At 55.9% G+C, this 13,684-nt stretch carries 13 protein-coding genes; 9 read left to right on the top strand and 4 right to left on the bottom strand.

Going from position 1 to position 13,684, the window contains the following annotated elements; all coding sequences use genetic code 11:
* Positions 1-55 precede the first annotated feature (55 nt).
* Complete coding sequence (locus tag NYP16_RS13780) at positions 56-595, bottom strand: flavin reductase family protein (RefSeq protein ID WP_274944743.1); 540 nt, start codon at positions 593-595, stop codon at positions 56-58.
* 170 nt (positions 596-765) lie between these two features.
* On the opposite strand from NYP16_RS13780, the gene hisC reads away from it, so the two are divergent.
* The 3 genes from hisC (at position 766) to NYP16_RS13765 (ending at position 5,529) form a co-directional block, all read left to right on the top strand.
* A complete protein-coding gene (hisC, locus tag NYP16_RS13775; RefSeq protein WP_274944742.1) occupies positions 766-1,860 on the top strand; it encodes a histidinol-phosphate transaminase in 1,095 nt (364 codons plus the stop codon).
* 93 nt (positions 1,861-1,953) lie between these two features.
* Complete coding sequence (locus NYP16_RS13770; RefSeq protein WP_274944741.1) at positions 1,954-4,266, top strand: TonB-dependent receptor; 2,313 nt, start codon at positions 1,954-1,956, stop codon at positions 4,264-4,266.
* 102 nt (positions 4,267-4,368) lie between these two features.
* A complete protein-coding gene (locus NYP16_RS13765) occupies positions 4,369-5,529 on the top strand; it encodes an iron-containing alcohol dehydrogenase (RefSeq protein ID WP_274944740.1) in 1,161 nt (386 codons plus the stop codon).
* 8 nt (positions 5,530-5,537) lie between these two features.
* Here NYP16_RS13765 and NYP16_RS13760 read toward each other — a convergent pair whose 3' ends face one another.
* On the bottom strand, positions 5,538-6,446 hold the full coding sequence (locus NYP16_RS13760) for a LysR family transcriptional regulator (RefSeq protein ID WP_274944739.1): 909 nt from the start codon (positions 6,444-6,446) through the stop codon (positions 5,538-5,540).
* 120 nt (positions 6,447-6,566) lie between these two features.
* Between NYP16_RS13760 and NYP16_RS13755 the strand changes: the two genes are divergently transcribed.
* The 6 genes from NYP16_RS13755 (at position 6,567) to NYP16_RS13730 (ending at position 11,449) form a co-directional block, all read left to right on the top strand.
* Positions 6,567-6,947, top strand: a complete 381-nt coding sequence (locus tag NYP16_RS13755) for a cupin domain-containing protein (protein WP_274944738.1) — start codon at positions 6,567-6,569, stop codon at positions 6,945-6,947.
* A gap of 46 nt (positions 6,948-6,993) precedes the next feature.
* Positions 6,994-8,220, top strand: a complete 1,227-nt coding sequence (locus NYP16_RS13750; RefSeq protein WP_274944737.1) for an acyl-CoA dehydrogenase family protein — start codon at positions 6,994-6,996, stop codon at positions 8,218-8,220.
* A gap of 21 nt (positions 8,221-8,241) precedes the next feature.
* Positions 8,242-9,015, top strand: coding sequence for an HpcH/HpaI aldolase family protein (locus NYP16_RS13745; protein WP_274944736.1), 774 nt, complete (start codon positions 8,242-8,244; stop codon positions 9,013-9,015).
* 15 nt (positions 9,016-9,030) lie between these two features.
* Complete coding sequence (locus tag NYP16_RS13740) at positions 9,031-9,930, top strand: alpha/beta hydrolase (protein WP_274944735.1); 900 nt, start codon at positions 9,031-9,033, stop codon at positions 9,928-9,930.
* Positions 9,931-10,103: 173 nt separating this feature from the next.
* A complete protein-coding gene (locus tag NYP16_RS13735) occupies positions 10,104-10,559 on the top strand; it encodes a MarR family winged helix-turn-helix transcriptional regulator (protein ID WP_274944734.1) in 456 nt (151 codons plus the stop codon).
* A 32-nt stretch (positions 10,560-10,591) separates the two neighbouring features.
* Positions 10,592-11,449, top strand: coding sequence for a bile acid:sodium symporter family protein (locus NYP16_RS13730; protein ID WP_274944733.1), 858 nt, complete (start codon positions 10,592-10,594; stop codon positions 11,447-11,449).
* Here NYP16_RS13730 and NYP16_RS13725 read toward each other — a convergent pair.
* Both NYP16_RS13725 and NYP16_RS13720 read right to left on the bottom strand, forming a co-directional pair.
* Positions 11,440-12,327, bottom strand: a complete 888-nt coding sequence (locus tag NYP16_RS13725; protein ID WP_274944732.1) for a bile acid:sodium symporter family protein — start codon at positions 12,325-12,327, stop codon at positions 11,440-11,442. The genes NYP16_RS13730 and NYP16_RS13725 overlap by 10 nt on opposite strands.
* A gap of 38 nt (positions 12,328-12,365) precedes the next feature.
* Positions 12,366-13,604 carry a dipeptidase gene (locus NYP16_RS13720; RefSeq protein ID WP_274944731.1) on the bottom strand — a complete coding sequence of 413 codons (1,239 nt, stop codon included), beginning with the start codon at positions 13,602-13,604 and terminating at the stop codon, positions 12,366-12,368.
* Positions 13,605-13,684 lie beyond the last annotated feature (80 nt).

Genomic DNA, 13,684 nt, shown 5'->3' with positions numbered 1-13,684 from the left:
CCCCAATTTTATGTCCAGCCCGCTTATACGGTTGCCGGAACTATCCCACGCAGAACTACCCTGTCTTCATCATCAGGGTGCCATACTGACCATTCTTATAGACAAGGCAATTGGCCTCCTCGGCGATTATAATGTCAAGTATCTCGCCGATGACGATGCCATGGGTGCCTGCATCTATAATGTTATCGATACGACAATCGAACGAGACCGCGGCCTCTCTGATGATCGGCGCTCCTGTCTTGGCAATATCCCAATCGCAGCCTGCGAATTTGTTTTCGGAGGACCGGGCGAAAGCCGCGGCCAGTTCCGTTTGTTCGGCGGACAGAATATTTACGCACATGATGCGGCTTTGACGGACCATGTCGAATGTCTGTCCCGCGCGGTTGAGGCAGACAAGCAGTTTTGGCGGTTCTGCGGATAGGGATGCCACGGCCGTGACGGTCATCCCGGCCAGATTGTCCTCGAAACGACTGGTAACGACGGACACGCCCGAAGCCAGCTGACGCATCCCGCGCTTAAAGCAATCGATCGATACTGTCATCTTGGGACCTCCGAATGATCGGTAGAACATCAAGTATTCTCCGGAGGCACTCATTCACACAATCTTATTATCCTTATAATTTTATAAATAAATTTTATACCGCTCGAGGGCCGCAGCTTCGCGAGATTATAATTATAATTTATGGATGTATCAAAATAACGAAGTTGAAGCGATAGCGCTTCTGACTTCTGCTGACAGAAGCAAGCAACCCAAATCCGAGTATCATGATGCGAGCTTTAAAGGCGCGACCGAATATTCAGACCATGGCGCCCTATGTCCAGGGCCAAAGCGAAATCGGCGGAATCAAAAACCCCATCAAACTGTCTTCAAACGAAGCGCCGTTCGGGCCGAGCCCGAAAGCTCTGGCGGTGATTGATCAGGAAAAGCCGTATCTGCATCGGTATCCGGATGGTGACCAAAGCGAATTACGTAACGCCCTTGCCCGAAAATATGCTATCGAGCCGTCGCGGATTTTGTGCGGGAACGGATCGGAGGAACTTATCCTCCTGTTAATCCGGACCTTCATGGAACCCGGCGATGAACTCGTGATGAGTGAGTTTGGGTTTGTCATGTATGAAGTCCATGGCCAGGCGCAGGGGGCAAAAATCGTTCGTGCGCCTGAACGCAATTTCCGGACTGACATCGACGCCATTCTCCGCGCCGTGACGGAAAAAACAAAAATCGTTGCCATCGCCAACCCCAACAATCCAACCGGCACCTGCCTGTCGGGCAGCGAGATCGAGCGCCTGCATAGGGAGCTTCCGCCATCGGTGCTTTTGATGATCGACAGCGCCTATGCGGAATATGCGACGGATAAGGCCTATGAACCGGGGCTCGACATTGTGCGCAACGCTGAAAATGCTGTGATGCTGCGGACATTTTCGAAGATTTATGGTCTGGCAGGCTTGCGCATCGGCTGGGCCTATTGTCCGCAAGCCATCGCCGATATGGTGCAACGAATCCGCACGCCGTTCAACACCAACCGCCTGGCCCTGCGTGCGGCTGTGGCTGCCCTTGATGATGATGAGTTTGTGGCGAAATCACAGGCTCATAATCAAGCCGCTGTCGCCCGCATGATGACAGGGCTGCAAGAAATCGGACTTAACCCGATCCCAACCGAGACTAATTTCATCCTGGTCCAATTTTCGATAGACAGCCCAAAAACGGCGGAGCGTGCTGCCGCACATCTGCTGGCTGCGGGGATTATTCCCCGTCCCATGGGTGCGCCGGGATTGCGGCATTGCCTGCGCATCAGCATCGGTCAGGATCACGAAAACGAGGCCGCTCTCAAGGCTCTTGCTCAGTTCATGACCGCCTGACAAAGAGACCACTGAAAAATCATAATCCCGCAAACGTAAAATAAAAATGCCGGTTGCGGATCTCAGGGAAACTAATTGGGGAGTATCTTTACAATGAAACTCGTTCTGCATATGACCACTGCACTTGTGTCAGTGGGGCTTCTGTACACTACGGCAGCGATCGCGGCACCGGCGGATGGCCAGGCTATCTCTCTCGAAGAAATCGTTGTCACCGCACAACGGCGGGAACAATCCCTGCAGGATGTGCCGGTCAGCATTACGGCCTTTACCGAGGCAACCATCCGAGAACAGAATATCCGCACCGCCAGCGACTATCTGGCCTTGACGCCGAACGTCAGCTTTACCGAAGACGGAAAGACCGGAAATAGCGGCATCAATATCAGTATCCGCGGCATCAGCGACATCAAGACCGGAGAAAACTCCGTCACCAATTCCATCGGCATTTATCTTGATGAGTTCAGCGTTGTGTCGGTCGCTGGCGGCACCATCAATCCGCAGCTTCAGGATGTGGAGCGGATCGAAGTTCTGCGTGGTCCGCAGGGTACCTATTTTGGCCGCAACGCCGTGGGCGGCGCGCTCAACATCGTCACCAAGAAACCGACCGATCGCTATGAAGCTGAAGCCACCATCGGTGGCTATGCCTATGACGGCGCCGGAGATGGCGGGCTTGTGTCCGGCGTTCTCAATATTCCGGTGTCTAACACCCTGATGATGCGGTTTGTCGCCCAGGGCGAGACCAATTCAGGCATCGTGAGGAATGCCGATCCGCGCGGCGCCAAGAACAGCGGCTTCGACAGTTATGGCGGGCGCATGGCCATCCGCTGGCTGCCCGACACGGCAACAACCGTCGATTTTCTCGCCATGTATAACAAGCAGGACGAAGGACACGATCCCACCGTGCCGTCAGGCGTGCTTGATCTCGACACGCAAGATACGCTTGGCATTCATAAGGTGGTGGATGACGGAATCGGCTTCTGGCCCAACAATCAGAACCGGCTCAGCCACAATGTGAAGGAAAGCAATAAAAGCGACAGCGTACTGCTCAACCTCCGTGTTTCGCATAACTTTACCGACGAAATTGCCCTCAAATCGGTCACCGGTTTCATCAGGACCACGCAGGACCGGATCTTCGACCAGGATCAGACGAGCCTCGATATTTTGCAGCGGGACAATGCCTATAGCGGCAGCTCCTGGAGCCAGGAATTGCGGCTGGAGGTGACAAAATCCGCCTTTGATTTTGTCGTCGGCGGTCTTTATGCCCAAGACAATCAGAAGCAATATAATAATATCTTTATGAAATCCGAGCGTCAGATTGATGGCGTATATGTCCTGCCGCCAGTCATTCCCGGTGTCTTTCCATCAGGCACTGTGATTGATCTCAAGAACAAACGCTTCAAGACAAATAGTCTGGCCTTTTTCGTAGACAGCACATGGCATGCCACTGACCGATTGGACGTGACCGTGGGCGGACGTTACACCCATGACAAGATCGTGGCCGGACTTTTCGATTCGCAAGGGTTTGCCGGGCAACCCATGCAGGATATTTTTAGCGGGAAATCATTCAATGATTTCTCACCCCGTGCGGTTATGACCTTCAAACCTGATGAGGCCATGACCCTTTATGCCTCCGTCTCCAAAGGCTACAAGGCCGGTGGGGTGAGCGTCGGCTATAACAGCAACCTCGGCAATCAGCCGTTTGCTGAACCGTTCAAGGCTGAAAATCTGTGGAACTATGAAGCCGGTTTCAAAACCGATCTTTGGAACGGGCGGATGCGTTTGAACGGAGCTGCGTTCTATTCGAACTGGAAGAATATGCAGCTTGAATCCCTGTTCTTTATGACCCCTGGCGACATTTCTTCAAACGTGCAGCTGACCCGAAATGTGGACAAGGCCCGAGTCTATGGGTTCGAGGCCGAAGCCGTCGCCGCAGTGACCAGAAATCTGACCCTCAATGGCGCGGTCGGATATTTGAACTCGAAAATAAATTGCGACTGTGAGGCCACCATAACCGGCGGGCGTATTGTCGATCTCACAGGCCTTGCCATTCCGAAAGCGCCGGAATGGACGCTCAATCTTGGTGCTGAATATCGCCATGACGTTTCCTTTGGCGATATGTATGTGCGGCTCGATTGGCTTTATCACAGCAAACAATACTCGGACATTGAAGCTCTGACATGGGCGCAGACCGGACAGCCGGAATTCCCCTACAAGGTCCCATCCTATAACGTTGTCAATCTGCGTACCGGGATCAATTGGACCGATAGACTCAGTATCAATTTCTATGTCGAGAACCTGCTGAAAGAACAATATTACACCGGCACCCAGGAAAAATTTGGGGTGAGCGGCATCCGCCTGCGGCCGCATCCCCGCATCTTTGGCCTGAGTGTGACGGTCAAATCCTTCTGATATCCAGACTGAGCTCCGTCATCAAAAATGACGGAGCTTCTTTCTATCCGGCCTGATAAATGTTTGAATAAGACAATTCCATGACGACGCACGGGGATCCACATGACGGCACATATCCTTACACCGAAGCATATGCTGATTGGCGGCGGGGCACGGAGACATCTGGGCGCGCTTCTTGGCGATCTCGGTTTGTCGAAACCTTTGATTGTGACCGATCCCCTGATGGTGAAACTGGAAAAAGTCGCGGAACTTCGCGAGATCCTGAAGGCGGACGGCATGAGCGCCGACGTCTTCGCCGATACCGTCCCCGATCCGACCGATCTGGTGGTGGAAGCTGGCGTCGCCTGCCTGAACAAAGGTGATTACGACTGCCTGATCGCGCTTGGCGGCGGCAGCCCCATCGATACCGCGAAGGCTATCGCGCTCCTCCATCGGAGCGGCGGCCGAATCCGTGATTACAAAGTGCCGCATGTCGTGCGCGCGCAGGGTCTGCCGATCATTGCCATTCCAACCACGGCCGGCACCGGGTCCGAAGTCACCCGTTTCACCATCATCACCGACAGCGCCAGTGATGAAAAGATGCTGATTTCCGGTCCCGGCTGTTTACCCGTGGCGGCCATCGTTGATTATGAGCTGACATTTTCCGTGCCGTTTCGCACCACGGCGGACACCGGCATTGACAGCCTGACCCATGCGATCGAGGCTTATGTCAGCCGCAAGGCCAATCTCTATAGCGATATTTTCGCCAAATCGGCCATCACGCGCATTTCAAAATATCTGCGTCTTGCCTGCCATGAACCCAACAACCCGCAAGCCCGGGAACAGATGATGCTGGGGGCCCTTGAGGGCGGCATTGCTTTCTCCAACGCTTCGGTGGCGCTGGTGCATGGCATGAGCCGGCCGATCGGTGCGTTCTTTCATGTGCCTCATGGTCTTTCGAATGCCATGCTGCTGCCTCAGGTCACGGCTTTCAGTGCCGAGGCGGCGCTTGATCGCTATGCCGATTGCGCGCGCTTTGCCGGGGTCGCCGATGACAACAGCGATGACCGGGCGGCGGTTGAGCAGTTGATTACGTCGCTGAAGGAATTGAACCAGGACCTCAAGGTGCCGAGCCCGCGCGAGTTTGGCATCGATGCGGAGCGTTATAAGTCACTGCTGCCGACCATGGCGGACCAGGCAATCGCCAGCGGGTCGCCCGGCAACAATCCCCGCATTGCGCAAAAGCACGAAATCGTCAGCATTTATGAACAGATTTTTGGCTGAGGCGGCGCTTAAATCAGCCCCTTTTCCGCACAGACGGCGCGGAATTCACGAATGACAAGGCGGCAGGCCGGTGACAGGAAACTGTGCCGTCGTGTGGTGATGCCGATGGGGCGGCTATAAATCCCCTTCGGGTTGCCGACCGCGACCAGAAGACCGTTTTCTTCTTCCATCTGAATCAGGGTTTTCGGCATGAAGGTGACAAAGTCACTGCGGAGAACCATCTTTTTCATGAACCCCGGCGAGTTCGTCTGGATGATCGTATCCGGCCGCTGATCGGCGACGGTTGCGAGAATTTCCTGATCCTTGGGCTCAAGCCGGGTGTCGGCGATGATCCAGGGATAACGGGTGATCTCGGCCCAATCGACCTTTGTTTCCGTCGTCAGCGGATGACCGCTGCGGACGATGGCGTAGGTTGGGTTCTCATAGAGGATGTCCTGCTCCAGGTCCGGGCTTGGCGCAGTCTGGGGGACGGAACAGATGCACATGTCGAGATCCCCCTTCTTCACCGCGTTGAATAGTACCTCCTCAGGTCCTTCGGTGATCGAGAAGCTCAGTTCCGGGCGGCTGGCCGTCAGACGCAATATGGTGTCGAGCATGACACCCTCAAGAACGCTTGGCCCGGCGCCGATCAGAAGCCTGCCCTTTCGCGCCCCGCGCAGCAGATCGATTTCATCCACCGCCATGCGCAGCTCCGCATTCACCACCTTGGCGCGTTCATATAGCACCTGGCCGTAAATGGTCGGCTTGACGCCCTGGGACGTGCGTTCCAACAGCTTAACATCGAGCTGTTTTTCAAGCTGACTCACGCTGTTGCTGAGCGCAGGCTGGCTGAGATGAATTTTCTCAGCAGCCCGGCTGTAGCTGCCATGTTCGACAACTGCAATGAAATGGCGAATGGCGCGCGGTGCGAGGCTCATGATCTTTATAAATTTTTTCTATGACACTATCGATTAATGAAAATTGAATGAATGACGGGATCAAGTCAATCTGAAACTACGAATGGGCAAAAGACGCAACCAGCAACAGGGGGTACAGCTATGTCGGTGATCGATATCAACAGCATTGAACCAAAAAAAATCCCGGGCATCGTTCATAGAACGTTGGTCGGAGCCTGGACCGATTTCCATGATCTGTCCATCTGGATGCAATTCATCGATCCCGGCCAAGAGACGCCCGCCCATCGCCATGATTGCGAAGAGGCTGTGGTTGTGCTCGCCGGGTCCGGCACCTGCATCGTCGAAGGCACCGAATACAGCTTCGGCCCCAATTCGGTTCTGCTGTTCAAGCCGAACGAGATCCACAAGATCATCAATTCCGGCTCCGAGCAGATGCATGTGGTCGGCTCGCTCACCGCGGCCCCGGTCAAGGTCGAAACCGATCAGGGCGCCCCGCTGCCGCTGCCTTGGGACGAATATTGATCATCACTATCTTCTTCCGCCTCACTTCTCGAAAGAGCCAAAGATCATGACCAAGGCAACATCCACATATACGCCGATGATGGCTGACGCCGATCTGCCGGTAACGCGTGACCTGCTGGTAGAGCGTGCACGCGCCATGTTCCCGACACTGCGGAACCGGGCGGTGGAAACGGAAAAGCGACGCAGCATCACTCCCGCCGCAATGCAGGAATTTGCCGACGCCGGTTTTTTCAAGATCATGCAGCCGAAGGCCTTTGGCGGGTATGAGATGGGGGTCGACGTTCTCGTCGATGTCGTGATCGAAATTGCCAAAGGCTGCGGGTCAAGTGCCTGGATCGTCGATCTGATGACCCTGCATAACTGGCTTATGGGCTTGTACGGGCCGGAATTGCAGGAGGAAATCTTCGTCAATTCCGGGTATGGCGTCATGCCGAGCGCCATGTCCCCCGGCACGGCGGTGCCAACCGACGGCGGATATTTCGTGTCCGGCAACTGGCCTTATGTGAGTGGCATCGATCACGGCAAATGGGCCGCCTTGAATGCCCGGGTCGAAAATGGGGCAGATGGGCCACCCGACATGCGGTTCTTCGTCCTGGCCGCCGAGGATTATGGCATTGAGGACAATTGGCATGTTCTTGGGCTCCGCGGCACCGGCAGTAAGATCGTCGTTGCCGATCGCGCCTTTGTTCCGAACCATCGCGTCATGTCCTTGACCGATGCCGAAAAACATGGCGCCCCGGGTGCCGCCGTCAGCGACTCGCCCATGTTCTCGGGTAAGATCACGCGCGTGCCGGTGTTCTGCCTCGGCGTGGTCGCCATCGGCGTCGGCCTGGCTGAAGGGGTGATCTCGGATTTCCTCGACCGGGTCAAGTCGCGGGTTAATTTCGTACGCGGCGGCCCCCAGCAGACACAGTGGGCGGCGACGCAGATCAAACTTGCCACCGCCAAAGCGCGGCTTGAGGCGGCAAAACAGCTGCTTGTAACTTCGGCGCGCGATCTGATGCAGAAGATCGAATCCGGTGAAACGCTCAGCATCGAATATCGCGCCTCCTGCCGCATGCATGCTGTGGAGGTGTTGAAAATCTGTACCGAACTGACCGACAGTCTGATGTATGATGCGGGAACTGGGGCGATCTTTGACGGTGAACCGTTGCAACGTGCCTTCCGCGATATGCATGCGCTCCATAGCCATTATTTCCTCCATTACGATCAGGCGGCGGAACTTTATGGGCGCGTTCTCTTTGGTCTTGAGCCGAATTCACCGCTTGTCTGACCTGTTCCCGGAGGCGTCGATATGTACCGGCCCAACACATTGAAGACCCGGCTTTTGAAAGGCGAAAAAGCAATCGCGTCATGGTTGCTTCTCAATTCCCCGGATATTGCCGAAGTTCTGGCCCATGCCGGGTTTGATGCCCTCGTCATGGATCATGAACATAGCACGCAGACCTATGACAGCGCCGTCGCCGCCATGCGCGCGGCGGCGGCGTCATCGGTCACCATGCTGCTGCGGGTGCCGGACAATGATCATATCTATCTCAAGCGTGCCCTGGACGCCGGCGCTGAGGGCATCATGGTGCCGATGGTCGATAGCGCTGAGGAGGCGGAGGCCTTTGTGGCAGCCTGTCACTATCCACCCGATGGCTTTCGTGGCGTGTCCTTTCCCACGATCCGCGCCTCGGGCTATGGCTATCAGGCCGGGGAATATCTCAAAAGCTACAAAGACAATCTCCTGCTGATCGCACAGGTGGAAACCGCCGAGGCCATCAATAATATTTCGAAAATTGCCGCCGTTGATGGACTGGATATGGTTTTTATCGGCATTGGCGACTTGTCGGCAAGTATCGGCAAGCTTGGGCAGTTCGAGGACAAGAAACTTCTCTCGATGATGCAGAAGGCCGAACGGGCCATTCTTAAAAAGAAAAAACTGCTCGGCGGCATCGCCTTTCATGAGGAGATGGCGAGCGCCATGTTCAAACGCGGCTATCATTTTGTCGTTGTGACAAGCGACCTCAGCCTGCTGCGCGACAACGCCCAACGTATGGCGGGAGCGCTGCGCAAAAAGATCTGATAAGGACATCCGCTGATGACTGTGCATCAAGGTATCGAAAAGATCCGCGCCTATCTCACGGCGGCGCTCGCCAATCGGCAATCCTTTACGCTGGAAGACCGTCGGAACGCCGTCGATGGCCTGTCCACTCTCGCGCCCCTGCCAGGGGGCACCACTGCCGCAATGGTTCGACTTGGCCATGTCATGGCGGAAAAGGTCACGGCTACGGCCAGCGATCCGAGCGGTGCCCTGCTTTATCTTCATGGTGGCGCGTTCGTCGCCGGATCGGCCCGATCTCATCGCCAGATAACCACGATGCTGGCGCTTGAAACCAACCTGCCGGTTTATGCCCTGGAATATCGCCTTGCACCGGAGCATCCCTTTCCCGCAGCCCTTGACGATTGCCTTGCCGCTTATCAAGCCCTTCTGGAAACTGTAGGCGACGCGCGACGCATTTTTCTTGTGGGCGATTCCGCCGGTGGAAATCTGCTGTTGAGTGCGCTCTGCCAGCTCCGCAATGACGGCATGACCTTGCCGGGCGCGGCCGTTGCCATCAGTCCCTCCACCGATCTCAGCTGCAGTAGTGACAGCTATGAAACCAGGAAGGATCAGGATTTCTTTCTGTCCCGCGCGGGCCTTGAAAAAGATTTCGCTACGTATCTCGGGTCTGCGTCCCCCATGGATCCGGCGGCGTCGCCCCTATATCAGGATCTCCATGGCTTGCCGCCTCTTTTGCTTCAGGTCGGTAGTGACGAAATTCTCCTGGACGACAGTCGCCGCTTTGCTGACAAACTTCGTGCAAGCGGCGGGGAAGTCGAACTTGAGATATGGCCGGATATGATCCATGTCTGGCATTTTTTCCCGCACTGGCTTCCCGAAGCCCGGAGCGCTGTTCAGGCAATCGCCAAATTTATAAGCCGTCATTCAGCGGCCTGACGCTCCCTCCTTCTCCCCTACTTTGTGTAGAATCCTGATTTGTTCAATTCGGGAGGAAAGTGCTTTTTTACACATTCCAAACGATGGATTTTTGCGATGATGGATATACAAACCATCCGCCTTATGTTACGCGTCATATAAATAGCTGATCTCCATTTCGTGATGAGGGCCCCATGGGGGAGTTTGACAAATCGCCGGAGTCTGCAATCAGCCTTTGGCATCAGATGCTGCAATGCTACAAATCCATCGAGCGCAATATCGGTGGCCGGATGCATGACAATTATCAGCAAAGCCTGTCGCGCTTCGACGTGCTGACCAAATTGCACGACCATGACGAAGACTGGATTTCTGTCGGCGACCTGACCAAGCGGCTGTTGGATACCGGGGGGAGCATTTCCGCCCTGCTTACCCGCATGGAAAAAGAAGAACTGCTTGCCCGCCGGTTGAACCCGGCCGACCGGCGCAGCTTCCAGATCGGCCTGACTGGCAAGGGCCGGGCGCTTTACCAGGACATTTCATCGGATTATTCTGGCTGGGTGGCTGCAGCGCTTGAGGATGTCTCCTCGGAAGAGCGTGATCTTCTCTATAATTTGCTTGGCCGGCTGAAACGGGCACAAACAGACCGCTGACGGAATGCGGCCAGTAAGGGGGGACCATCGGCATGGATCAGTTTGTCACCATACTGCTGTTACCGCTCGCCCTGGCCATTTTGATGTTCGGCCTCGGGCTGTCACTCAGCATTATCGACTTCCGCCGCCTGATCCTGTTTCCGGGCCCGCTGTTGCTCGGTCTCGCCGGACATATTCTGTGCCTGCCGCTGATTGCGTTCCTGATCGCCATCGTCATGAAGCTGCCACCGCCGATTGCCGTCAGCCTGATTGTCATCGCCGCCTGTCCCTGCGGGATCACCTCCAATGTACTGACCTTCATCGGCCGGGCCGATGTGGCGTTGTCCATCACCATGACAGCGGTCTCAAGCCTGATCAGCGTTTTCACCACGCCGCTGTTTGTGATGCTGGCGCTCAAGACCTTTTATGGCGACATGGCGATGCCGAACCTGCATCTCGGGTCGGCGATGGAAAAGCTGTTTTTATATACGGCGCTGCCAATCCTGAGCGGCATTGCCGTGCGGATTTTCTATCCGGTGCTGACACGGCAGCTTTTGTTATGGCTGCGTCCGGTTGGCTTCGGCATTCTGTTGACGACGATCGCATATAGCGTCTTGATGAATTGGTCCCTGGTGCTTGAGAACATCATCGTCATGGGACCGCTGGCCCTTTTGCTGAACCTGATTGCGATCAGCTTTGGTCTGTGGCTTGGGCGTCAGTTTTATCTCGACTCCCGCCAGAAGCTGACCCTCACCCTTGGGCTTGGGGTACAGAATGCGACCATGGCGACCTTTATTGCCGTGACGGTTCTGGACCGCATCGATTACGCGGCGGCACCGACCATTTACGGAGCCATCATGGTCCTGAATGGTCTGGTGCTCATCCGCTTTGTTCGGCTGCGTTATTCCTGAGGCAGTTTGCGCCATCTGGATTTCAGAATGCGCACCATCAATCCCGCGTTCACGATCATGATGCAGCCATAGATGGTTGGCGTAATTGCCAGCTCCCAGCTGTTCAGGATCGATAGCGCGAGGAAGGTGGCCATGGTCGCATTCTGGACGCCGACTTCGATGCCGATGGTCATGCTGTCGGCACGTCCGAGGCCGAAAAGACGGGCAATCAACAGGCCCGACGCCATGGCCGAGACATTGAGGACCCAGGCCGCAGGCCCCGCATGGATCAGGTTCTTGAGAACAAGATCAGCACTTACCAGCAAGGAAAACAGGATCACCGCGACCAGAATCACAAGCGAGGTCGGGCGCAACCAGTTCACGAGACGGTCAGCCCAAGCAGCCTGAAGTCTGCGCACAATCATACCGCAGGCGATCGGCAGAACCGTCATCATGACAAGTTGTTTGATCGTCTTTGGCACTGAGATCACCGGCGCATTGGCGGCCATGCCGAAATAATGATCAAGCGCCCAGCCGATCAGAATTGGTGTCGTAATAACGGTGATAATGCTTGTGAGCGTGGTGAGGATCACCGCCAGCGCCACATTGCCCCGTGCGGCAAAGGTCACTGCGTTCGACGTCACGCCGGCCGGGCAGACCGAAAGAATGAAAAGCCCGGTGGCCATCTCAGGTGGCAAACGAAACAGCCAGGCGATGGCGAGCCCGAGGAGCGGCAGGCACAGAAAATGCCCCGTCAATCCGGCGAGCACCGGGCGCGGGTGCTCGGCCAGTTTCATGAAATCCCTGAGCGCAAGTGTCAGCCCGAGACTGAACATGATGGCCATCAAACCCGCTGGGACAAGCACGGTATTGACAAAGGCTATGGTGGATTCCGGCACGCGGTGTGATCCTTGGCAAGCGAGGGGAAAGTGGGGGCTCAGACGCCCCAGACGTCCGTCATCAGGCGCAAGAAATTCCGGCCCAGGATTTTTTCAATCCGCGCTGACTTGTGCCCGCGTGCGGCCAAAAGATCGGCCAGTTTCTGATACTGATCGACACCGCGCAAATCGACAATAAAGGGAAACGTTCCGGATTCGCCTTTGGCACCGATACCGGCTTTGATCCGGGCTTCGATTTCTTTGTCGATGGACTTGCGGAACAGCGGAAGATCGTCAATCTGCGTGACCGATCCATCTGTGCCAATGCCCACATGATCTTCGCCGCAGACATTGATCGCATGTTCAATATGCAGGACCACATCGCTTGCGGTCGGCTGTGCGCCGACTTTCAGGAACGGCATGAAATAAATCCCGGCAACGCCGCCTTTGTCCGCGAGCAATTTAAGCTCGGCATCTGTCTTGTTGCGCGGCAGATCGGCAAGCGCCCGGCAACCGGTATGGGTGATGGCGATCGGACCGTTTGAAGCTTTGATGGCGTCGAGACAGGTCTGCTCACCGCTGTGGCTGAGATCCACCAGAATTTTATTGGTGTTCAGGCGCGCCACGACTTCGCGTCCGAATGGGCTCAGGCCCTTGTTCTCCGGAGCCATCGAGCCATCCCCCACCAGATTATGCGGGTTATAGGTGAGCTGAATAACTTTCACGCCAAGATTACCGAAGATATCAACGCGCTCGGCCTTGTCACCCAGGGACGTTGTATTCTGGAAGCCGTAAATGACGCCGATCTTGCCGTCACGCTTGGCCGCCAGAATATCGGCGCCGGAGCGGACTTTGACAAGATCACGGGCATTCTCGCGGATGATTGCGTCCCAAGCCCCGATTTCCTTGACCGTATGTTCAAACGGCTCCATATCGCCGGCCACATGACCGAGGGTGATGTTGATCGCCGTGAGCCCGGATTGATGGGCATCTTTCAGCGCCCGGCTGTCGATGTCGCGGCGGGTTTCGTCCGGCACCGGCTTGTTGACGTTGGGGCCGTCTCCCGGGTTCTCCAGCTGCAACTTGATATTGGGATTGCTGATGCCACCGAGCGCATTGATGACGATGATTTTGTTTAAACCTGGCCACTGCCCTTTGGCCAGCGCCGGAGAGGCCGCAAGCGATGCCGCAGCTGCCGACGCCACCGGCAGGATCGCAGCCGTGGCAGCCGACAGGGTGAGAAACGACCGGCGGTCCAGCCGCGCATTTTCGAGAGTGGGAGCGTTCGTCTTCGTCATGACGCGGTCCTTTTACAATCGCTGAAAGCTTTTACTATCGTTGCGAGCGGCGGAAAATACAGATGATGATCCGGGCGAAG

Source organism: Govania unica, from assembly GCF_027920805.1.
GTDB lineage: Bacteria > Pseudomonadota > Alphaproteobacteria > Sphingomonadales > Govanellaceae > Govanella > Govanella unica.
This window is presented reverse-complemented; position numbering and strand designations above follow the sequence as displayed.

What these genes read in the sequence shown, in the direction of transcription:
- hisC (WP_274944742.1), top strand. Translation starts at nt 766, where the DNA reads ATGATGCGAGCTTTAAAGGCGCGACCGAATATTCAGACCATGGCGCCC.
- NYP16_RS13730 (WP_274944733.1), top strand. Translation starts at nt 10,592, where the DNA reads ATGGATCAGTTTGTCACCATACTGCTGTTACCGCTCGCCCTGGCCATT.
- NYP16_RS13760 (WP_274944739.1), bottom strand. Translation starts at nt 6,446, where the DNA reads ATGAGCCTCGCACCGCGCGCCATTCGCCATTTCATTGCAGTTGTCGAA.
- NYP16_RS13735 (WP_274944734.1), top strand. Translation starts at nt 10,104, where the DNA reads ATGGGGGAGTTTGACAAATCGCCGGAGTCTGCAATCAGCCTTTGGCAT.
- NYP16_RS13740 (WP_274944735.1), top strand. Translation starts at nt 9,031, where the DNA reads ATGACTGTGCATCAAGGTATCGAAAAGATCCGCGCCTATCTCACGGCG.
- NYP16_RS13770 (WP_274944741.1), top strand. Translation starts at nt 1,954, where the DNA reads ATGAAACTCGTTCTGCATATGACCACTGCACTTGTGTCAGTGGGGCTT.
- NYP16_RS13745 (WP_274944736.1), top strand. Translation starts at nt 8,242, where the DNA reads ATGTACCGGCCCAACACATTGAAGACCCGGCTTTTGAAAGGCGAAAAA.
- NYP16_RS13755 (WP_274944738.1), top strand. Translation starts at nt 6,567, where the DNA reads ATGTCGGTGATCGATATCAACAGCATTGAACCAAAAAAAATCCCGGGC.
- NYP16_RS13720 (WP_274944731.1), bottom strand. Translation starts at nt 13,604, where the DNA reads ATGACGAAGACGAACGCTCCCACTCTCGAAAATGCGCGGCTGGACCGC.
- NYP16_RS13750 (WP_274944737.1), top strand. Translation starts at nt 6,994, where the DNA reads ATGACCAAGGCAACATCCACATATACGCCGATGATGGCTGACGCCGAT.
- NYP16_RS13780 (WP_274944743.1), bottom strand. Translation starts at nt 595, where the DNA reads ATGAGTGCCTCCGGAGAATACTTGATGTTCTACCGATCATTCGGAGGT.
- NYP16_RS13765 (WP_274944740.1), top strand. Translation starts at nt 4,369, where the DNA reads ATGACGGCACATATCCTTACACCGAAGCATATGCTGATTGGCGGCGGG.